The organism is Rhodococcus sp. SORGH_AS_0303 (assembly GCF_030819335.1).
In the GTDB taxonomy this organism is placed as follows: domain Bacteria; phylum Actinomycetota; class Actinomycetes; order Mycobacteriales; family Mycobacteriaceae; genus Rhodococcoides.
The window spans coordinates 274,800-294,271 of the sequence record NZ_JAUTBO010000001.1 but is presented as its reverse complement, the minus strand read 5'-3'; the positions used below and the strand labels follow the sequence as shown (position 1 = coordinate 294,271).

General features: G+C 67.6%; 20 protein-coding genes. 12 read left to right on the top strand and 8 right to left on the bottom strand.

Annotated elements, in window-relative coordinates:
- Nucleotides 1-9 precede the first annotated feature (9 nt).
- Complete coding sequence (locus QE449_RS01390) at nt 10-1,347, bottom strand: amylo-alpha-1,6-glucosidase (protein WP_204869410.1); 1,338 nt, start codon at nt 1,345-1,347, stop codon at nt 10-12.
- A 133-nt stretch (nt 1,348-1,480) separates the two neighbouring features.
- On the opposite strand from QE449_RS01390, the gene QE449_RS01385 reads away from it, so the two are divergent.
- Nucleotides 1,481-2,422: a universal stress protein gene (locus QE449_RS01385; protein WP_155957043.1), complete on the top strand. Its 942-nt coding sequence runs from the start codon at nt 1,481-1,483 to the stop codon at nt 2,420-2,422.
- 23 nt (nt 2,423-2,445) lie between these two features.
- Nucleotides 2,446-3,876: an amino acid permease gene (locus QE449_RS01380; RefSeq protein WP_222649975.1), complete on the top strand. Its 1,431-nt coding sequence runs from the start codon at nt 2,446-2,448 to the stop codon at nt 3,874-3,876.
- Here the strand turns inward: QE449_RS01380 and QE449_RS01375 are convergent, their stop codons facing one another.
- The 3 genes from QE449_RS01375 to QE449_RS01365 are packed head-to-tail and all read right to left on the bottom strand — an operon-like array spanning nt 3,877 to nt 5,841.
- On the bottom strand, nt 3,877-4,659 hold the full coding sequence (locus QE449_RS01375) for a pirin-like bicupin family protein (protein ID WP_307108049.1): 783 nt from the start codon (nt 4,657-4,659) through the stop codon (nt 3,877-3,879). It lies immediately after the preceding gene.
- Between the two features lie 30 nt (nt 4,660-4,689).
- Nucleotides 4,690-5,289, bottom strand: a complete 600-nt coding sequence (gene wrbA / locus QE449_RS01370; RefSeq protein WP_027505988.1) for an NAD(P)H:quinone oxidoreductase — start codon at nt 5,287-5,289, stop codon at nt 4,690-4,692.
- Nucleotides 5,290-5,334: 45 nt separating this feature from the next.
- The gene (locus QE449_RS01365) at nt 5,335-5,841 is read right to left on the bottom strand and encodes a VOC family protein (RefSeq protein WP_027505987.1); all 507 of its coding nucleotides are present in this window, start codon (nt 5,839-5,841) and stop codon (nt 5,335-5,337) included.
- Nucleotides 5,842-5,940: 99 nt separating this feature from the next.
- Between QE449_RS01365 and QE449_RS01360 the strand changes: the two genes are divergently transcribed.
- Together QE449_RS01360 and QE449_RS01355 are read left to right on the top strand one after the other, a co-directional pair.
- Nucleotides 5,941-6,399 carry a MarR family winged helix-turn-helix transcriptional regulator gene (locus tag QE449_RS01360; protein WP_027505986.1) on the top strand — a complete coding sequence of 153 codons (459 nt, stop codon included), beginning with the start codon at nt 5,941-5,943 and terminating at the stop codon, nt 6,397-6,399.
- A 9-nt stretch (nt 6,400-6,408) separates the two neighbouring features.
- The gene (locus QE449_RS01355; RefSeq protein ID WP_307108048.1) at nt 6,409-7,080 is read left to right on the top strand and encodes an SDR family oxidoreductase; all 672 of its coding nucleotides are present in this window, start codon (nt 6,409-6,411) and stop codon (nt 7,078-7,080) included.
- A gap of 24 nt (nt 7,081-7,104) precedes the next feature.
- Here QE449_RS01355 and QE449_RS01350 read toward each other — a convergent pair whose 3' ends face one another.
- The gene (locus QE449_RS01350) at nt 7,105-7,491 is read right to left on the bottom strand and encodes a universal stress protein (RefSeq protein WP_027505984.1); all 387 of its coding nucleotides are present in this window, start codon (nt 7,489-7,491) and stop codon (nt 7,105-7,107) included.
- Between the two features lie 177 nt (nt 7,492-7,668).
- On the opposite strand from QE449_RS01350, the gene QE449_RS01345 reads away from it, so the two are divergent.
- From QE449_RS01345 to QE449_RS01330, 4 genes are all read left to right on the top strand, one after another.
- The gene (locus QE449_RS01345; RefSeq protein ID WP_235578857.1) at nt 7,669-8,652 is read left to right on the top strand and encodes a tripartite tricarboxylate transporter substrate binding protein; all 984 of its coding nucleotides are present in this window, start codon (nt 7,669-7,671) and stop codon (nt 8,650-8,652) included.
- Complete coding sequence (locus QE449_RS01340) at nt 8,649-9,197, top strand: tripartite tricarboxylate transporter TctB family protein (RefSeq protein ID WP_056440883.1); 549 nt, start codon at nt 8,649-8,651, stop codon at nt 9,195-9,197. The genes QE449_RS01345 and QE449_RS01340 overlap by 4 nt, the downstream gene beginning before the upstream one ends.
- Entirely contained in the window at nt 9,197-10,702 is a 1,506-nt protein-coding gene (locus QE449_RS01335) for a tripartite tricarboxylate transporter permease (protein ID WP_027505981.1), read from the top strand. Before QE449_RS01340 ends, QE449_RS01335 begins: the two co-directional genes overlap by 1 nt.
- A gap of 141 nt (nt 10,703-10,843) precedes the next feature.
- A complete protein-coding gene (locus QE449_RS01330) occupies nt 10,844-11,638 on the top strand; it encodes a DNA/RNA non-specific endonuclease (RefSeq protein ID WP_307108047.1) in 795 nt (264 codons plus the stop codon).
- An 11-nt stretch (nt 11,639-11,649) separates the two neighbouring features.
- Here QE449_RS01330 and leuS read toward each other — a convergent pair whose 3' ends face one another.
- Entirely contained in the window at nt 11,650-14,505 is a 2,856-nt protein-coding gene (gene leuS, locus QE449_RS01325) for a leucine--tRNA ligase (RefSeq protein WP_307108046.1), read from the bottom strand.
- 66 nt (nt 14,506-14,571) lie between these two features.
- Here leuS and QE449_RS01320 point away from each other — a divergent pair, with 66 nt between their 5' ends.
- Both QE449_RS01320 and QE449_RS01315 read left to right on the top strand, forming a co-directional pair.
- A complete protein-coding gene (locus QE449_RS01320) occupies nt 14,572-14,985 on the top strand; it encodes an SdpI family protein (protein WP_027505979.1) in 414 nt (137 codons plus the stop codon).
- A gap of 1 nt (nt 14,986) precedes the next feature.
- The gene (locus tag QE449_RS01315) at nt 14,987-15,985 is read left to right on the top strand and encodes a bile acid:sodium symporter family protein (RefSeq protein ID WP_307108045.1); all 999 of its coding nucleotides are present in this window, start codon (nt 14,987-14,989) and stop codon (nt 15,983-15,985) included.
- On the opposite strand, the gene QE449_RS01310 is transcribed toward QE449_RS01315, so the two are convergent.
- Both QE449_RS01310 and QE449_RS01305 read right to left on the bottom strand, forming a co-directional pair.
- On the bottom strand, nt 15,960-16,361 hold the full coding sequence (locus QE449_RS01310) for a hypothetical protein (RefSeq protein WP_307108044.1): 402 nt from the start codon (nt 16,359-16,361) through the stop codon (nt 15,960-15,962). The two genes, QE449_RS01315 and QE449_RS01310, sit on opposite strands and share 26 nt — an antisense overlap.
- An 82-nt stretch (nt 16,362-16,443) precedes the next feature.
- Nucleotides 16,444-17,337, bottom strand: coding sequence for a glucose 1-dehydrogenase (locus QE449_RS01305; RefSeq protein WP_204869424.1), 894 nt, complete (start codon nt 17,335-17,337; stop codon nt 16,444-16,446).
- A gap of 73 nt (nt 17,338-17,410) precedes the next feature.
- Here QE449_RS01305 and QE449_RS01300 point away from each other — a divergent pair, with 73 nt between their 5' ends.
- A complete protein-coding gene (locus QE449_RS01300) occupies nt 17,411-18,040 on the top strand; it encodes a UdgX family uracil-DNA binding protein (RefSeq protein ID WP_027505975.1) in 630 nt (209 codons plus the stop codon).
- A gap of 49 nt (nt 18,041-18,089) precedes the next feature.
- Nucleotides 18,090-19,466: a glutamate decarboxylase gene (locus QE449_RS01295; protein ID WP_222632460.1), complete on the top strand. Its 1,377-nt coding sequence runs from the start codon at nt 18,090-18,092 to the stop codon at nt 19,464-19,466.
- Nucleotides 19,467-19,472: the final 6 nt, after the last annotated feature.

Below are 19,472 nucleotides of genomic sequence, written 5' to 3'. Positions count from 1 at the left end.
GGACCGCGGTCAGCCCAGCCAGTCGAGCACGCTGGCCGCGGTCCACGATTGCTGCATGCTTCCCAACGGCTCTCCGGTGAACGGCTCGTAGTACTCGGCGAAGCTGCCGTCGCTTGCCTGCCGCAACCCCTCCTCGCGCAACATCGCCGACCGCTCCGACCACCCGCGTCGGGCGAAGGCCCACGAGAACAGCCACGTCACCACCGGCCACACGGGACCGCGCCAGTACTCACGAGGTCGGAAGTCCCTCGAGATCGGCGACGTCGACGGGGGAACGGCGTACTTGAAGTCCGGGTGCCCGCAGAAGCGCGGACCCTCGAAGAGTCGCAGCAGCGCCCGCTCGGTGTCACGAGGCAACCCACCGCACAGCAGCGGCGCGAACATCGCCATCGTGTCGGTCTTGATCCACTCCCCGGACCGCACGTCGCGATCCCGAGCCGCGCCGGAACGCGCGTCGGTGGTGGCGACGACGCCGCTCCGGAACCGGTCGGCCCAGGCGCGCAGGTCCCGCACGTCCGCATGAGGCCGGGAATGGTCCTCGCCGATGGTGGCCAGCACGTCACAGGCGACGGCGAAGATCGCGCTGACGAACACGTCCTCCACCGCGAAGCTCATGGCACTGTTCAGCGCGAGATCGTCGTACCGGGCGAGCTTCATCTCCTCGAGCAGCCAGAGATAGCGGTCGTACTCGATGTTGCTCGGGCGCTGCGACGAGTCGGTGACGATGGACGTGTCCTCCCGGATGTACGGCGGCACCGCCCCCGGAATCACCTTCGCGTACGCCGCGTCCCAGCGCGGCGAGTTGTCCATGCCCGATTCCCACCCGTGGTACAGCGTGATGCGCCCCGTGTGGTTCTGATCGCGTGCGTGTGCCAGCCAGCGGTGCCACCGCACCAGATCCGGCCATCGCCGATCGAGGAACTCACCGGCGACCTGCCGCGTGGTCCGCCCACGTCGACGGGCGTGATCGAGAATGCGCTGCACGGCGATGGCGTGCACGGGGGGCTGCGTGATGCCCGAGGTGTGGACGCCGACGGGTGCGTGCGCGGCGAGTTCGTTCACCTGCCAGCGGGCGGGCCCGGGGAAGTATCCGTCGACACCGCTGGCGAAGACGATGTGCGGGATCATGCCGTTGGACCACTGCGCGGACAACAGGGTGTCGAGCTCGACGACGGCCCGCTCGACACTCAACGGGGCGAGCCCGACCGACACGAAGGCGGCGTCCCAGCTCCACATGTGCGGGTACAGACGCGGAGCCGCGCTGGTCATGGTGCCCAGATCGTTGCCGCGCAGGAGGTAGGCGGCCCGTGCTGCGAGCTGAGTCGGGGTGAATCCGGGGGCGGCCATGGGAGACATCATCCGTCGGACGGCGCAATCCTGCAGGACGCGCCGGTGAGTCGGGGTGCGGGCCCGGCGCGTCGGTCGCATACTGAGCCATCGGCGTCGAACGCGCCGGGGCAACTGGTCGGGGGTGGTGGGTGTGTCGACCGCGTCGATGTCCGCGCTGGTCGGGTGGCTGCCGGACGACTCCGGTCACGATGCTCTGGGTCTGGCCGCGCGCATGGCGACCACCGCTCGGGCCGCGGGCGGCGCGATGACGGTCCGCACGTGCACCGTCCTGCCGCGGACGTGGCCGTTCCCGTCGATGGCGCACGTGGACGCGGAGTACCGACGCTGGCTCGAGGAGCGCGGCACGGATGCGGCCGCTCGGGCCGATGCGGCGATGGCGGACCTGCTCACTCCGGCCGATCTGGGATCGCCCTCCGCCTTCTTCGCCGAGAACGCCGCCGAGTCGGCCGCACTCACCGCGGCGGCGGCCACTCACCATGCCGACCTGGTGGTGCTGGGGAGCTCCGACGGTCCCGACGATCGCTTCACGCCGGGGAGCACGAGCGAGACGCTGCTGCACTCGTCGGCTGTTCCGCTGGCACTGGCGCCGCGCGGCGCGCGCCGCCGCACCGACGCCGTCTCCCGCATCTCCTGCGCCTACACCGGGACCCCGGAAGCCAAGGATGCGCTGTATTCCGCGGCGGCTCTCGCGGTGCGCTGGAACATCGCGCTGCGCCTGGTGGCGTTCGCACCACGACGCTCGACGACGTATCCCCCCTTCGGCGGCTACGACGCGGAGGATCTGGTGACGTCGCAGTGGCGCGAGCAGGCCACCGAGATGCTCCACTCCGCGGCGTCGGACGTCACGTCCGCCTACCCGGCCCTGTCCCCTACGTGCGCGGTGGGATCCGGCGGGGACTGGCAGCACGTGGTGGACTCGGTCGAGCTGGGGCCCGAGGACCTGCTGGTGCTCGGTTCGTCCCGCCTCGGACCTCTCGCCCGGGTGTTCCTCGGCTCCACCGCGTCGAAGATCTTGCGGCACAGCCCTGTTCCGATTCTGGTCGTTCCCCGTGGAAGCCGATTCGCTCGGTGAACCACGCCGATAGTGGAGGAAACATGAGCGATCCGAGCAACGGTTCGGGATTGCTGCGACGCAAGTCGATCAGCGACATCGCGGCACTGGAAACGACGGGCGAAGGTCGGCTGAAGCGGTCGATCACCACGTTCCAGCTGACGTGCATCGGCGTCGGCTCGACCGTGGGCACCGGCATCTTCTTCATCTTCTCGTCCGCCGTCCCGGTGGCGGGCCCCGCGGTCATCTTCTCGTTCGTCATCGCCGCCGTCACGGCCGGCCTGACGGCGCTCTGCTACGCCGAGCTGGCGTCGTCGATCCCGGCCTCCGGGTCTACCTACACCTACACGTACACCACCATCGGCGAGTTCGTCGCGATCCTCGTCGGCGCCTGCCTCATCCTCGAGTACGGCGTGTCGACGGCCGCGGTGTCGGTGCTGTGGTCCCAGTATCTCAACGACCTGCTCGATCGTACTGTCGGACTACGCATTCCGGACGTGCTGTCGCATGCACCCGGAGACGGCGCCGGTTTCGGCGTCAACCTGCCCGCCATCGTTCTCGTCGCGCTGTGCGCCGTGTTGCTGATCCGCGGAACGAGCGAGTCCGCTCGTGCGAACGCCGTCATGGTCGTCATCAAGATCGGCATCCTCGCGATGTTCGCCATCGTCGGTTTCACCGGATTCAGTCTCGAGAATCTGGAACCGTTCGCCCCGTTCGGAGTCGCCGGTGTCGGTGCGGCGTCCGGCCTGATCTTCTTCTCGTTCATCGGACTCGACGCGGTGTCGACGGCCGGCGAGGAGGTGCACAATCCCAAGCGCACGCTGCCCATCGCGCTCATCAGCGCGCTGGTGGTGGTCACGCTGATCTACCTGTTGGTGACGATGTCGGCGATCGGCGCGCAGAAGTACACCGAGTTCGAGGGCCAGGAGGCCGGTCTCGCCGAGATCCTGCAGTACGTCACAGGATCGAGCTGGCCGTCGATCGTGCTGTCGGCGGGCGCCGTCGTCTCGATCTTCTCGGTCACGCTGGTCACCCTCTACGGGCAGACTCGGATCCTGTTCGCGATGAGCCGCGACGGTCTGATCCCGAAGGTGTTCTCGCAGGTGAACCCTCGCAGCCTCGCACCGGTGAAGAACACGATCATCGTGGCGTTCTTCGTGTCCCTGCTCGCGGGTTTCCTGCCGCTGGACTTCCTGGCGGACCTGGTGTCGATGGGCACGCTCGTGGCCTTCATCGTCGTCTCCGCCGGAGTGATCATCCTGCGCCGCCGCGAGCCGAACATCGAGCGCGGCTTCAAGGTTCCGCTGTACCCGGTGCTCCCGATCCTGTCGATCTGCGCATGCCTGTACCTCATCAGCACCCTGCACATCCAGACGTGGATCCTCTTCGCGGTCTGGCTGGCGGCCACGTCGGTGCTCTACTTCACCTACTCACGACGGCGATCGACCCTGGAGCCGAACAGGCTCCAGGGCTGATCAGCGACCGATGGTGGCGTGCATCTCCCAGACGATGACCTCGGCTGCGGACGTCGTCGACAGTGTCTGTCCGCCACCGCCCTTGATGCGGACCGCGTCACCCTCGCGCAGCAGGCCCACGCCCTCGAGCGAGGCCTCGCCGCGGGCGACGAAGACGTGCAGGAACGGAGCATCCGGAAGGTCCTGAGCCGGGGTGTCGGAACGCAACCGTGCGACGTGCATCGCGGCGTACTTGTTCTTGATGCGGATCGCCGAGTGGTCCTTGTAGGCGTCCATTCCCGACGCGACCGGAACCAGCCCGCCCGAGAGCAGTTCGTCGTAGATCTCGAGCTGCTCGTACCCGGGGGTGATGCCGGCCTCGTCGGGCACGACCCACATCTGCACGAAGTGCACCGGGTCCCGATGCTTCTGCGACGGGTTCTCCGTCGACGCGAGACGCCACGAGTCGTTCTTCTCCGAGTGCAGGATTCCCGTGCCGGCGCTCATCCGCTGGGCGAGCCCCGGGTAGATGAGCCCGTTGTGCCCGATGGAGTCCTGGTGCACGAGGGATCCCTGCAGGACCCACGTGACGATCTCCATGTCCCGGTGCGGGTGCGTGTCGAAACCGGTACCCGCGTCCACGATGTCGTCGTTGTTCACCATCAGCACCCCGTGGTGGGTGTTGTCGGGGTCGTAGTGATGTCCGAACGAGAACGAATGGTGCGAGTCGAGCCAGCCGATGTTCGTGGCCGGCCGGTCGTCGGCGCGACGGACGTCGAGTTCGGGTGCGGTGGAGGTCGTCATGGGGGTCCCTTCTCGGGATGGACAGTGAGACTACCGAGCGAGCTTGCCCGCGATGGTGACGACGCGGGTGGCGAGATGTCCGAGCGCGGCGCGGGTCGCGTCGTCCAGTTCGTTCTGGTTGTCGGGTCCGGTGACGTGGCCGACGCCGTAGGGGTTGCCGTCGGCGAACTTCAGTCCGTCGGTGTAGCCGGGGGGAACGAGGATGCCGCCGAAGTGCATGAGCGAGGTGTACAGGTTGACGATGGTCGTCTCCTGGCCGCCGTGGGCCGTCTGGCTCGAGGTGAACGCGGCGTAGGCTTTGTCGGCGAGCTTGCCCTGGGCCCACAGGCCACCGAGCGTGTCGAAGAAGGTCTGGAACGGGGACGCGACGCTGCCGAAACGGGTCGGCGAGCCGAAGATGACGCCGTCGGCCCACACGATGTCGTCACCGGTGGCGGCCGGCAGATCCTTGGTGGCCTCGTAGTTGGCAGTCCAGGCGGGGTTCTCGGCGAAGGTCGCCGGGTCACGGGTCTCGGCGATGTGCCGGACGCGCACCTCGGCGCCGGCCGCCTGAGCGGCCTTCTCTAGCTCGGCCGCCATCGTGGTGCCGTGGCCGGTGGAGGAGTAGTAGAGGATCGCGAGCTTCGTCATGAGTGACCTTTCGGGAGAGGGACGTGGTTCGGGGGTGATTCGGACTCAGAGAACGTGGTGGCCGTACATCTCGCCGAGCGGGTCGGCGATGAGTTCGAGGCGTGCACCGTCGGGATCACGGAAGTAGATCGAGACTCCACTGTGCTCCGTGAGCTCGACGCCCGCATCCGTCAGCTTGGTGCGCAGGTGTTCCCAGCGGTCGGGTTCCACGCTGATGGCCACGTGATGCAGTCCGCCGAGCACCTCCTCGTAGGGGCCGACGTCGAGGCCGGGGAAGTCGAAGAAGGCGAGGAGGTTGCTGTTCCCGATGTCGAAGAAGAAGTGCGACGAGCCGGGGTAGTCGCGGTTCTCGATCAACTCGGTCAGCGGGAACTCGAGCACACCCTGGTAGAACAGGATGGTCTGCTCGACGTCGCTGCTGATCAGCGCGGTGTGGTGCAGTCCGCGCGCCGAGGACGTCGGGCGGGACTCCGCAGGCTGCAGGTGCAGGCCCCGCAGTCGGTCGCGCCGGGCCTCGAACTCGTCCGAGCGCTGCTGCTCGTCGGCTGTCATGCTCATCGTCTCCGCCTTCGATCGAATCGTTGCGTTGTCAACTACCGAGAACAGTACCGCACATGGTTGCGCTGTCAACTACTTGGGTAGACTCGTGTCATGACTCAGTGGCTGACCGAGGACGAGCAGCGCGCCTGGCGCTCGTACCTCGACGCGACGCGTCTGCTGATGCAGACGCTCGATCGGCAGCTCACGCGCGATTCCGGGATCTCCTTCACCGACTTCGAGCTGCTCGTCGTGCTCTCGGAGGCACCCGGCCGACAGATGCGGATGCGCGACCTGGCCGATGCGGTGACCACCACCCGCAGTGGCGTCACCCGGGCGATCACCCGACTCGTCGACGCCGGCTGGGTCGTCCGCGTCGAGTGCGAGGACGACCGTCGCGGGATGCTCGCGGAACTCACCGACGCGGGTATGGACAAGCTCGCGGCGTCGAGCCCCGGCCATGTCGGCGCCGTCCGGGCGTCGATGTTCGACGTCCTCACCGACGACGACGTCGCGACCTTCGCGAGGGCGTACTCGGACATGCGGACGCACATCCAGAAGGGCGCCGGATAGCCTCGCTGTATGCCACGCACAGCACTCGTCACCGGAGCCGCCCGCGGACTAGGAGCGGGAATCGCTCGCCTGTTGTCCGCCGATCACGACGTCTGGGTCGGGGGGTCGACGGCCGACTCCGTCGCGGGCATCTCCGACGAACTGATCAGCGCGCGGCCGTGGCCCGTCGACCTCACCGACGCGGACGCTCTCGCCGCGGCCACCGCGGACATCACGAGCCTCGACGTCCTGGTGCACAACGCGGGCGTCGCCGATCTCGGCACGGTGGAGACGCTGACGCTCGCGGACTGGCGACACACGTTCGAGGCCAACGTCTTCGCGGTGGCCGAGCTCACCCGCCTCCTGCTGCCCGCGCTCCGAGCAGCCTGCGGCCACGTCGTGCTGATCAACTCGGGCGCCGGCATCAGGGCCAACCCGGGGTGGAGTGCCTACGCCGCGAGCAAGTTCGCGCTGCGGGCCTTCGGCGACGCACTGCGCCTCGAGGAGCCGACCCTGCGCGTGACGTCCGTCCACCCGGGGCGCATCGACACCGACATGCAGCGCGCGATCGTCGCGGGCGAGGGCGACGAGTACGACGCCTCGAAGTACCTCACCGTCGAGACCGTCGCCCGCGCCGTCCGCCAGGCCGTGGACACCCCTGCTGATGCGCATCCCACCGAGATCGTCCTGCGCACACGGTGATCGGGGATCAGGGGCGAGCGTGACTCAGTGCTCGTTCGCCTTGACCACGAGCACGGGGACCGGACTGTCGAGCAACACGCGCTGAACCGTGCTGCCGGTCAGGAACTTTCCGACCGCGCTTCGGCGACGTGATCCGATGATCACCAGCGTGGCACCGACATCCGAGACCAGATCGACGAGAGCCCCCGCCGGATCGCCGCCGTCGGGTTCGACGCGCACCGTGAAGGAGTTCTCTCCCAGCACCTGACGTGCCTGCGCCTCGGCTGCGTCCCGGTGGGCGGTGGTGACCGAATCGGCGTCGATCACCGACAGGACGACGAGATCGGTTCCCCTCAGCGTCGCCTCCGCCTGTCCCTGCACGAGCGCCTCACGGCCTTCGGGTGTCGAATTCATCGCTACTGCAACGGTCATGACGGTGCCTTTCACATCGGGGAGACTCCAGGTTCACCGAGATTCCGTCGCGGCGACGTACGTTTCGCGGTATTCGTCCGTGCACACTATGGCCACAACTCGGATTCCCTGGACTATTCGGACATCCAGAACCTAGCCTCCTGATGTGACCGAAACCACTCCTGAGTTGTCGTGCCCATGCAGATCACAGTGAAGCGCGCGCTCGGCACGCTCGCTGTCGTCGCTGTCGTCGCCGTCGCCGGCATCGACGCGGCCGGCAGCGCCAGCGGATCCGACGCCCGCGCCAAGTTGACCCTGATCGCTCCCGCCGCCGCGGGAGGTGGATGGGACCTGGTGGCGCGTGAGTCGCAGCAAGCACTCCGTTCCGACGGCATCGTGAACAACGCCCAGGTGGTGAACGTCCCCGGGGCCGGCGGGACCATCGGGCTCAGTCAGCTCGAGAATCTCACGGGCCAGTCGACCACGGTCATGGTGACCGGCACGGTCATGCTCGGCGGTATCGCGATCAACGATTCCGACATCACCCTGCAGGACACCGTGCCCATTGCCAAGATGGCCGAGGACTTCGAGGTCTTCGTCGTACCGCGAGACTCGCCGTACCAGAACCTCGAGGACTTCATCGCCGCATGGCGGGCCAACCCCGGCGGTCTCCCCATCGGCGGCGGCTCGCTCGGCGGTATCGACCACATCGTCTCCGGCCAGCTGGCACAGCAGGTCGACATCGATCCGGCAGCGATCAACTACATCGCGTTCTCCGGCGGTGGTGAGGTGCTGACCTCGCTGTTGTCCAACACCGTCGGCATCGCCGTCAGCGGATACAACGACTTCCGCGACCAGATCGAATCCGGGAACGTCCGCGCCCTCGCGGTGGCGGCACCCGAGCCCGTCGACGGGATCGACACCCCGACGTTCAAGGAACTCGGGTACGACGTCGACCTGGTCAACTGGCGCGGATTCGTCGCACCTCCCGGCATCTCGGACACCGACAGGCAGACGTTGATCGAGATCGTCACCGAGATGCAGGAGACCGAACAGTGGGACACCGCCATCGAGCGCAACCGGTGGAAGCCGTCCTTCGTCACCGGGGACGACTTCGGTGACTTCCTCGAGGTCGAACAGACCCGCATCACCGACATCCTCCGAGAGTTGGGCCTGGTATGAGTGAGAGTGTTTCGACCACGCGGGCGGAAACGCCGCCCGATACCGATCGTGGTTTCCTCCACGGCCGGAGCGGACTGGTGGTGTCGGCGCTTCTCGTCGCCCTCGGCCTGTTCCTGATCTACGGCACCGTCACCATGGACGTACCCGACACCGCGACATCGCCCGGCCCGCAGGTCTTCCCGGCCATCATCGCGGGACTGTGCTTCGTGATCGCCGTGCTCGTCGCGGTTCAACTGCTGCGCACTCCGGACGAGGTCGACCTCGGCGTCGACGAGGCAGGCGAGCCCAACACCGGAACCGTGTCCAACTGGCGTTCCGTCGGCATCACCGTCGGCTCGATCGCCCTGTTCATCGCCCTGCTGAATCCGCTGGGATGGGTTCTCGCCGGTGCGCTGCTGTTCTGGGGCGTCTCGATCGGACTCGGCGGCACCCGGTTCGTCTTCGACGCCGGTGTGGCGCTGGTCATGTCGTCCGTCGTCCAGCTGGTCTTCTCCGGTGGACTCGGGCTCACGCTGCCCGGCGGCATCCTCGCGGCGGTGTTCTGATGGACGCACTCTCCAATCTCATCGACGGCTTCGGCACCGCGCTGACGCCCATGAACATCGTGTGGGTCGTCGTCGGCGCCCTGCTCGGCACCGCGGTGGGTGTCCTCCCCGGACTCGGATCGGCCATGGCTGTCGCCCTGCTCCTGCCCGTGACGTTCACCCTCGAGCCGACCTCGGCGCTCATCATGTTCGCCGGCGTCTACTTCGGCGGCCTGTTCGGTGACTCGATCTCCGGCATCCTCATGAACACCCCCGGAAACAGCACGGCGATCGCGGGAACGTTCGAGGGGCACCGCATGGCGAAGAACGGCCGCGCCCCACAAGCGTTGGCCACCTCCGCCATCGGCGCCTTCATCGGCGGCATCATCGCCACCACCCTCGTGGTGTTCTTCGCCCCGACGCTCGCCGACCTGGCCACGAACTTCGGACCCGCGGAGTACTTCGCCCTGGCGGTGTTCGCCTTCATCGCGACGTCCGCGGTGGTGTCCGACTCCGTCCTCAAGGGTCTGAGCGCACTGCTGATCGGTCTGACACTCGCCGTCATCGGTATCGACGGACCCTCGGGCGCATCACGGTTCACGTTCGAGGTACCGGCACTGTTCGACGGCATCTCCGTGGTGGTCATCACCGTCGCGATGCTCGCCCTCGGCGAGGTCATCTTCATCGCCTCGAAGATCGGCAAGCCCGACGACAACACGCTGATCCCGTCGAAGGGTCGACCCTTCCTGAGCAAGGCAGAGTTCCGCGAAGCGATGCCTGCATGGTTGCGCGGCACCGCATTCGGAGTCCCCTTCGGCGTCATTCCCGCCGGCGGCGCCGAGGTGCCGAGCTTCCTGGCCTACGGCACCGAGCGCCGGTTGGACCGACGCAGCAAGAATCCGATGTTCGGGAAGGGCGCGATCCGCGGCGTCGCCGGACCGGAAGCCGCCGGCAACTCCACCGCCGGTACCGCGATGGGTGCACTTCTCGCTCTCGGGCTCCCCACGTCGGCGACGGCAGCGATCCTGCTCGCAGCGTTCCAGCAGTACGGGATCCAACCGGGACCGTTGCTGTTCGAGCGCAACGGTGAGGTCGTCTGGGCACTGCTCGCCAGCCTCTTCGTCGGCATGGTGGTCCTGTTGATCCTGAATCTGCCGTTCGCCCCCCTGTGGGCGCAGCTGCTCAAGATCCCCAAGAACTACCTGTACGCCGGCATCACCGTGTTCGCCTCGCTCGGCGTCTACGCGGTGAGCGCCTCGATCGTGGACCTCATCGCCATGCTCGGACTCGGCATCATCGGATTCATGCTGCGCCGCTTCGGGATCCCGTTGGCGCCGGTGCTCATCGCCGTCATCCTGGGACCGCTCGCCGAGGATTCGCTGCGACGAGCCCTGGCCGTCAGTGAAGGGGACGTCTCCGTCCTCGTCGGCAGTGGCATCACCGTCGTGCTGTACACGCTGATGGTCATCGCGGTGGTCTTCTCCATCGTGACGAAGGTGCGGTCGCGGGCGAAGGTGGACTTCTAGAGCACCGTGCTTCATCCCTCACCCCTCGCGAGTACGTCGACAGTGTCGTGATCCAGCTGCTGATCACGACAATCAGGACGTACTCGCGGGGGGTTCGTGGGTGTTCACCCCCGTGTCACCCCACCGTGGCTGAATGACGGCATGGGATACGACGAGACCTTCCTGTCCACCACCCCGCTGCCGCTCCCCGCCCGGCCGGACCTGACCGTCCTGACCTACACGCACTTCTCCGTGTCGATGGACCCCGAACGGCGCCTCGCCGCCGTGACCGCGGTGAACATCGACGGCGGCGCGTTGCAGGAGGTGGACCGCGGAGACGACTGGCGCCTCGATCCGCGACTGCCGGCGACCGCGCAGGCGGGCCCGGAGCTGTACGCGAACAACGACATCGACCGTGGGCACCTCGTACGACGACGCGATCCCGTGTGGGGCACTCTCGACGTCGCGGAGCAGGCCAACGAGGACACCTTCCACTACACCGTGTGCGGACCGCAGACGGCGACACTCAACCAGTCCAAGGAACTGTGGTTGGGCCTCGAGGACTACGTGCTCGAGCACGCGCGGACGTACGGGCAGACGATCTCCGTCTTCAGCGGCTGCGTGTTCGCCGAGGACGATCCCGTCTACCGCGGTGTCGCGATCCCGCGGCGCTTCTTCAAGATCGCGGCCTGGTGGCAGAACGACGTGCTCGCCGCGACCGGCTACGTGCTCGACCAGTCGGAGTCGCTGGCACCCATTCTCGAACGCGGCGTCCTGGCGAGCGACATCCCTCCGCTCGGGGCGTACCGCACGTATCAGGTGCCGATCACCGACATCGCCGCTGCGACCGACCTGGCGATGGCCGAGCTGACGGCGGCCGATCGCCTCGCTCTGGTTCCCGGCGTCCGGCCCGTCGAATGGCGCGAGATCGAGAGAGCCGACGACCTGGTGTGGTGAGGTCGGTCGAGCTACAGAACGATGTTCACCATTCTGCCCGGCACGACGATGACCTTCTTCGGATCCTTGCCGTCGAGAAGCGCGACGATCTTCTCGTCGGCCAGGGCCACCGCCTGCACGTCCTCGCGGGACGCGTCGGCCGCCACCGTGATGCGACTGCGCACCTTGCCGTTGACCTGGATCGGGTAGTCCACCGTGTCGTCCACGAGCCACTTCTCGTCGACCGTGGGGAAGGGACCGTGAGCCAGTGACTCGCTGTGTCCCAACGTGTTCCACAGTTCCTCGGCGATGTGTGGTGCGAGAGGAGCCAGCATCAGCACCAACGGCTCGACGGCGTCCCGAGGTGCGCCCTGCGGGTACTCCTTCGTGAGGTGGTTGGTGTACTCGATGAGCTTCGCGCCGGCCGTGTTGTCCCGCAGCGCAGCGTAATCCGCGTCGACACCCTCGACGGTCCGGTTGAGAGCCTTCAGCGTGGCGTCGCTCGGCGTCGCGTCGGTGGTCCGGACGGCGCCGGTCTCCTCGTCGATCACCAGACGCCAGACGCGCTGCAGGAAACGGTGCGCGCCGACGACGTCCTTGGTCGCCCACGGCCGGGACGTGTCCAACGGACCCATCGACATCTCGTACATGCGCAGGGTGTCCGCGCCGTACTCGGTGAAGATCTCGTCGGGGGAGACGGAGTTCTTCAGGGACTTGCCCATCTTCCCGTACTCACGAGTGACGGGCTGCCCGTCGTGGAAGTACCCGCCGTCGCGCTCCTCCACCTCGTCGGCCGCGACGTAGACGCCGCGCGCGTCGGTGAACGCGTACGCCTGGATGTACCCCTGGTTGTACAGGCGGCGGTACGGCTCCTTCGAGCTGACGTGCCCCAGGTCGAACAGCACCTTGTGCCAGAACCGCGCGTACAGCAGGTGCAGCACAGCGTGTTCCACGCCGCCGACGTAGAGGTCGAGGCCGCCGGGGTCGTTCTCGCCGTGAACGTCGGGGCGCGGTCCCATCCAGTACGCCTCGTTCTCCGGAGCGCACATCTGCTCGGAGTTGGTCGGATCGATGTAGCGCAGCTGGTACCACGAGCTACCGGCCCACTGCGGCATGACATTGGTGTCGCGCGTGTACGTCTGCAGCCCGTCGCCCAGGTCGAGCTCGACGTTCACCCAGTCGGTCGCCTTCGCCAACGGGGGAGACGGCTCACTGTTCGCGTCGTCCGGGTCGAACGACACGGGTGCGTAGTCCTCCACCTCCGGAAGTTCCACCGGCAGAGCAGAATCCGGCAACGGGTGCGCCTTGCCCTCCGCGTCGTACACCACCGGGAAGGGCTCGCCCCAGTACCGCTGACGGGCGAACAGCCAGTCGCGCAGCTTGTACTGGATGGTGCCCCTGCCGCGGCCCTCGGACTCGAGGTGCTCGATGACACGCGCCTTGGCCGCGTCGACGGTGAGGCCGTCCAGGAAATCGGAGTTGATCAGCTCGCCGTCGCCGGTCCATGCGGACTCGTCGACAGCGCCGCCCGAGATGACCTGCACCACAGGCAGTCCGAACTTCGTGGCGAACTCCCAGTCACGCTGGTCGTGACCCGGGACGGCCATGATGGCACCGGTGCCGTAGCCGGTCAGGACGTAGTCGGCGATGAAGACCGGCACCGACGCGCCGTTGACGGGGTTGACGGCGAAGGCGCCGGTGAACACACCGGTCTTCTCCTTGTTCTCCTGGCGCTCGAGGTCCGACTTGGCTGCGATCGCACGACGGTAGGCACCGACCGCGAGCACGGGAGTTCCCTCACCGTGCGTCCAGCGCTCGTCGGTGTCCGTCGGCCATGCCGCCGCCGTGATGTCGTCCACCAGCGGGTGTTCGGGTGCCAGCACCACGTAGCTGGCGCCGAAGAGCGTGTCGGGGCGGGTGGTGAACACGTCGATGTCGGCGGTGCCGGACCCGTGCGGCAGACCGGCGACGAACGTCACCTCGGCGCCGCGGGAGCGCCCGATCCAGTTGCGCTGCATCGTCTTGACCTTGTCCGGCCAATCCAGCAGATCCAGGTCGTCGATCAACCGGTCGGAGTACGCGGTGATCCGCATCATCCACTGGCGCAGGTTCTTCCGGAACACCGGGAAGTTGCCGCGGTCGCTGCGACCGTCGGCGGTGACCTCCTCGTTGGCCAGCACGGTGCCCAGACCGGGGCACCAGTTGACCAGCGAGTTGGACTGGTAGACCAGACGATGACCGTCGATGACGTCGCGACGCTCGGAGACCGAGAGATCGGCCCACGCACGCCCGTCGTCCAGAGTCCGAGCACCGGAGGTGAACTCCTCCTCGAGCTCGGCGATCCGTCGTGCCTTACCGGCCTCGGTGTCGTACCAGGAATCGAAGATCTGCAGGAAGATCCACTGCGTCCAGTGATAGAAGTCGACGTCCGTCGTGGCGAGCGAGCGGCGGGTGTCGTGACCGAGTCCCAGCCGCCCCAGCTGCCGGCGCATGTTGGCGATGTTCGCCTCGGTGGTGGTGCGCGGGTGCGTGCCCGTCTGCACCGCGTACTGCTCGGCGGGCAGGCCGAAGGCGTCGTAACCCAGCGTGTGCAGCACGTTGCGGCCCTGCATGCGGTGGTAGCGGGCGAACACGTCCGTCGCGATGTAACCGAGCGGGTGGCCGACGTGCAGACCGCTGCCGGACGGGTACGGGAACATGTCCTGCACGAACAACTTGTCGGTCGGAACCGGATCGCCGGTGCTGAGCTCGCCCACCGGATTGGGTGCGTCGAACGTCCCCTCGGCGGCCCACCGCTCCTGCCAGCGCGACTCGAGGGAACCCGCCAGATCCGCCGTGTAGCGGTGGCCGGGGGTCGTGTCGGGGGAGGTGTCGCCGTGTTCACTCACCCGACCAGCGTAAAGCGTGACGATCCGCACGCGGACGCCCGGCCACGACGCCGTAAAGTGGTGCTCGTGATTGTCGTGTCCGTGATCCTTCTGCTCGTACTCCTCGTCGGCGCCGTGGCGCTGGGCGCGGTGGCGTTCCTCGGTCTGACCGGCCGCTTGAAGCGCAACTCCGTCGCCGGAGTCCGAACGGAAGCGAGCATGCGCTCGGACGAGACGTTCACCGTCGCCAACCGAGTCGCCGGCCCGACGACGGCTGCCGCCGCGGTCTTCCTGCTGGTCGGCGCAGTGGCGACCCTCGCGCCGGGCGGCATCTTCGGCGTGGTCGCCGCCGTGCTGACCACCGTCGCCGCGCTCGTCACCGCTGCGTACGGCGGTGCCATGGGCACCCGCGCCGCGGCCGCAGTGCCGGTCGAGGAGACCGGTGGATGCGGCCACAGCTGCATCTCGTGCAGCCTCAAGGACGCGTGCCAGCCGTCCTGACGTGGCGTTCTCCCTGACAGGCACCATCAGAGCGCTCGACGGCTTCGTCCTCGCGATCTTCGCTGCTGCCATCGCGGCCACCGTGTTCCCGGTCTCCGGCACCGCAGCGGACGTCCTGTCGTGGGTCACCACGATCGGCATCGCCCTGCTGTTCTTCCTGTACGGAATCAGACTGTCTCCGCGTGACGCCATGGACGGAGTCCGGCACTGGCGACTGCACGGGGTCGTTCTGGCCTGCACGTACCTGCTGTTCCCGCTCCTCGGACTCGGCGTTCGCGTACTGGCGCCGGGGCTGCTGACCGACGACCTCTACACCGGGATGCTCTACCTCTGCCTCGTTCCGTCCACGATCCAGTCGTCGATCGCCTTCACCTCGATCGCCCGCGGCAACGTCGCCGGCGCCGTCGTCAGCGCGTCGCTGTCCAACATCATCGGAGTGTTCGCGACGCCGCTGCTGGTGGTCCTGCTGATGAGCACGACGGGCGGTGCGAGCATCGATGCCGGATCGATCGTCGACATCATGCTCCAACTCCTGCTGCCGTTCGTGGCCGGACAGTTCGCGAGGCGATGGCTCGCAGGACGGGTGGAGCGGCATCGGTCCACCACGCTGCTCGTCGACCGCGGATCGATCCTCCTGATCGTCTACGCCGCATTCAGTGCGTCACGGGTCGAGGGAGTCTGGGCTGCCACGACGCCGTGGCAGATCGTCGCAGTGGTGGTCTTGTGCAGTGCACTGCTCGCTGTTGTTCTCGCGACGACAGCCGGGATCGCGCGAACATTGCGCATGTCTCGCGCCGACCGCATCGTCGTGGTGTTCTGCGGGTCGAAGAAGAGCCTGGCCAGCGGCATCGCGATCGCCTCCGTGCTCTTCGTCGGGCAACCCGTGGGAGTGATCGTGCTTCCCCTGCTGATCTTCCACCAGATCCAACTCGTGGTGTGCGCCGTCCTGGCGGGCCGCTACGAGCGCGAGGCGATCAGGGACGCTGCATCGACTTCCTGATCTCGTCGAGGCGCGCCTTGCCGGCACGCTCCCGCTCGGCGAACTTCTCCGCCTCGGTGCGTCCGACCGCGCTCTCGGCGTCCAGCTCGGTGGAACCCACCGCGCGCCCCGAACGCCCGTCGATGCGTTCGCGCACCGCGTCGAAGGTGGGCACTCCGGCGTAGGTGAACCCCGGGTCCGTCGGAACCTGGGGGATGTCGGACACCGACGGCGTGCGCGGCATGATGTCGGGGTCGACCGACGCCTCGGGAGTCAGAGCCACGGCGGCGGCGTGCACCGAACGCAGCGCCGGTCGAGCACTCGTGAGTGCGACGACGAGATCGAGTACCTCCGCATCGGGCAACGACGCGGCCTGGTCGGACGAGAAGTCGGTCATGTCACCAGGGTAGGCCTGAGAGCTCCGGTGATCGTGGACTCCCGACCCCGGAATGCGGGGCCGGAAGTCCACGATCGGGCGACTACGGCGTCGGCATGCCGCCGTTGACGTTCAGCGTGTCGCCGGTGACGTACCCGGACTCGGCCGACGAGAGGTACACGTAGGCACCGGCCAACTCGGCGGGCTGACCCGCACGACCGAGCGGCGTCTCCTGGCCGAACTCGGGCAGCGCCGACGTGGGCTGTCCGCCGGACGCCTGCAAGGGCGTCCAGAACGGACCGGGAGCAACGACGTTGACGCGGATCCCACGAGGAGCGAGTTGCTGCGCCAGCGCCTTGCTCATCGTGTTGATCGCCATCTTGGTCGTCGCGTAGTCCACGAGTCCCGGTGACGGCGTGTACGCCTGGATCGAACTGGTGTTGACGATGGTCGATCCTGCCGGCATGTGCGGAACCGCTTCCTGGATGATCCAGAACAGCGCGTACACGTTGGTCTTGAACGTGGCGTCGAACTGCTCCGGGCTCAGATCCTCGAGCTTCTCGACGTACTGCTGCTTGCCGGCGACGTTCACGAGAAGGTCTATGCCACCGAACTTCTCGACGGTGGTGCGCACGATGCCGCGAGCCGCGGACTCGTCCGTGAGGTCGGCGGGAGCGAGTACCGCGGTCCTCCCAGCGGTGCGCACCAGGTCGGCCACCTCTTGCGCGTCCTTCTCCTCCGACGGCAGGTAGTTGAGAACGACGTCGGCGCCCTCGCGGGCCAGCGCGATGGCGACGGCGCGGCCGATGCCGCTGTCCGCACCGGTGACCAGTGCCTTGCGCCCGGTCAGCCGGCCGGTGCCGCGGTAGCTGCCCTCACCGTGGTCGGCCTTGGGCTCGAGTTCCGCGGCGAGGCCCGGCGGATCCTGGTGCTGCTCGGGGTACCCGTCCTGTCGGTACTGGGTGACGGGATCGGTGAACGTGTACTGGTCGGTCATCGCCGTGGCATGCCCCGGCCGTGGGGGGTGCCAAACAGGTGTCACCGGGTCCGTGGCGGGTACCACCGAAGACATGGCCCCGAAGTTTCCCGGCGCAGGCACCTTCGTGCCCGAGTCCGACGATCTCCGCGTTCTCGCCGACGCCGCCCGCAGTTGCCGGGGATGCGACCTGTGGGAGCCCGCGGAGAACACGGTGTTCGGAGCCGGCACCCCGTCCGCTCGCATGATGCTCATCGGCGAGCAACCGGGTGATCAGGAGGATCGACGGGCACAGCCCTTCGTCGGCCCGGCGGGTGCGCTCCTGAATCGTGCTCTGGCGCAGGCGGACATCGACCGGGAGCTGACCTACGTCACCAACGCGGTCAAGCACTTCAAATTCACGCGTGCCGACCGCGGCCCGCGGCGCATCCACAAGAAGCCGCTGCGCTCGGAGGTCGTCGCGTGTCACCCGTGGCTCGAGGCGGAGATCCGCGCCGTCGACCCGTCCGTCGTGGTCCTCCTCGGCGCGACGGCGGCGCAGGCGATGCTGGGGACCTCGTTCCGGATCGGTGTCGACCGGGGGCGCGTCCTCGAGGTGGGCGAGGCGAGAGCTGTTGCCACCGCGCACCCGTCGGCCGTCCTCCGAGCGCCGGACGACGAACGCGATGCCGCGTTCGACGCACTCGTCGCCGATCTGCGAGTGGCCGCATCACTTCTGGAATGACACCGGAAGTTCACAGGCACCGCCCCGGTCACCGCAGTAGCGTGGCGTCGTGACGAGAATCCCGCGCGACGGAACGATCTCTCCTGCCTACACCGGGCGCTTGGCCAACGATCCCGTTCCGGCGCTGCGACTGCCGGACGACCGCATGGATCCCGACGTCACCTACCGCTTCATCCACGACGAGCTGATGCTCGACGGCAGTTCCCGCCTCAACCTCGCCACGTTCGTCACCACGTGGATGGAGCCCGAGGCCGAGAAGCTGATGGCCGAGACGTTCGACAAGAACATGATCGACAAGGACGAGTACCCGGCCACCGCGGCGATCGAGGAGCGGTGCGTCAACATGGTGGCGGATCTCTGGAACGCGCCCGGGCTCGACCCGACCGATCCGTCCAGCGCAACGGGCGTCTCGACGATCGGTTCGTCCGAGGCCGTCATGCTCGCCGGTCTGGCACTGAAATGGCGGTGGCGCGCACGTCGGACCGCGGCCGGTGCGGACACCGGTCGGCCCAACCTCGTGTTGGGGACGAACGTCCAGGTGGTCTGGGAGAAGTTCTGTCGCTACTTCGACGTCGAGCCGAAGTACCTCGACATGGAGCCGGGCCGCTACGTCGTCACGGCCGACCAGGTGCGCGACGCCGTCGACGAGAACACCATCGGCGTGCTCGCGATTCTCGGGACCACGTTCACCGGCGAACTCGAACCGGTCGAGGAGATCTCGGCCGTGCTCGACGAGATCGCCGCGGCCGGCGGGCCGGACGTCCCCATCCACGTGGACGGTGCCAGCGGCGGTTTCGTGGTCCCGTTCCTGAACCCGGATCTGGTGTGGGACTTCCGGTTGCCGCGCGTGAAGTCCGTCAACGCCAGTGGTCACAAGTACGGACTGACCTACCCCGGCCTGGGATTCGTCGTGTGGCGCGAGAAGGAGGACCTCCCCGAGGACCTCGTGTTCCGCGTCAACTACCTCGGCGGTGACATGCCGACGTTCACCCTGAACTTCTCACGCCCGGGCAATCAGGTGATCGGTCAGTACTACAACTTCCTCCGCCTCGGCCGCGCCGGCTACACGGATGTCATGACCTCGCTGCGCTCGACCGCGACCCGCGTCGCCGACCACCTGCGCGAGCACGGCGACGTCGACGTCATCTCCGACGGGTCCGACATCCCGGTGGTGGCATTCGCGCTGCGGGAGAACTGCGGCTTCACCGTCTTCGACGTCTCTCACGAACTCCGCGCCCGCGGGTGGCAGGTTCCCGCGTACACCATGCCGGCCCGTGCCGAGTCGGTCTCGGTCCTGAGAATCGTTGTGCGAGAGGGCTTCTCGGCAGACCTGGGTAGGATGCTGTGCGAAGCGATCGACGCCGTCCTGGCGTCGCTCTCCACCGACGGCGACGGGCACTCGCACGCTCGGCACTTCGCCCACTGACGAGAA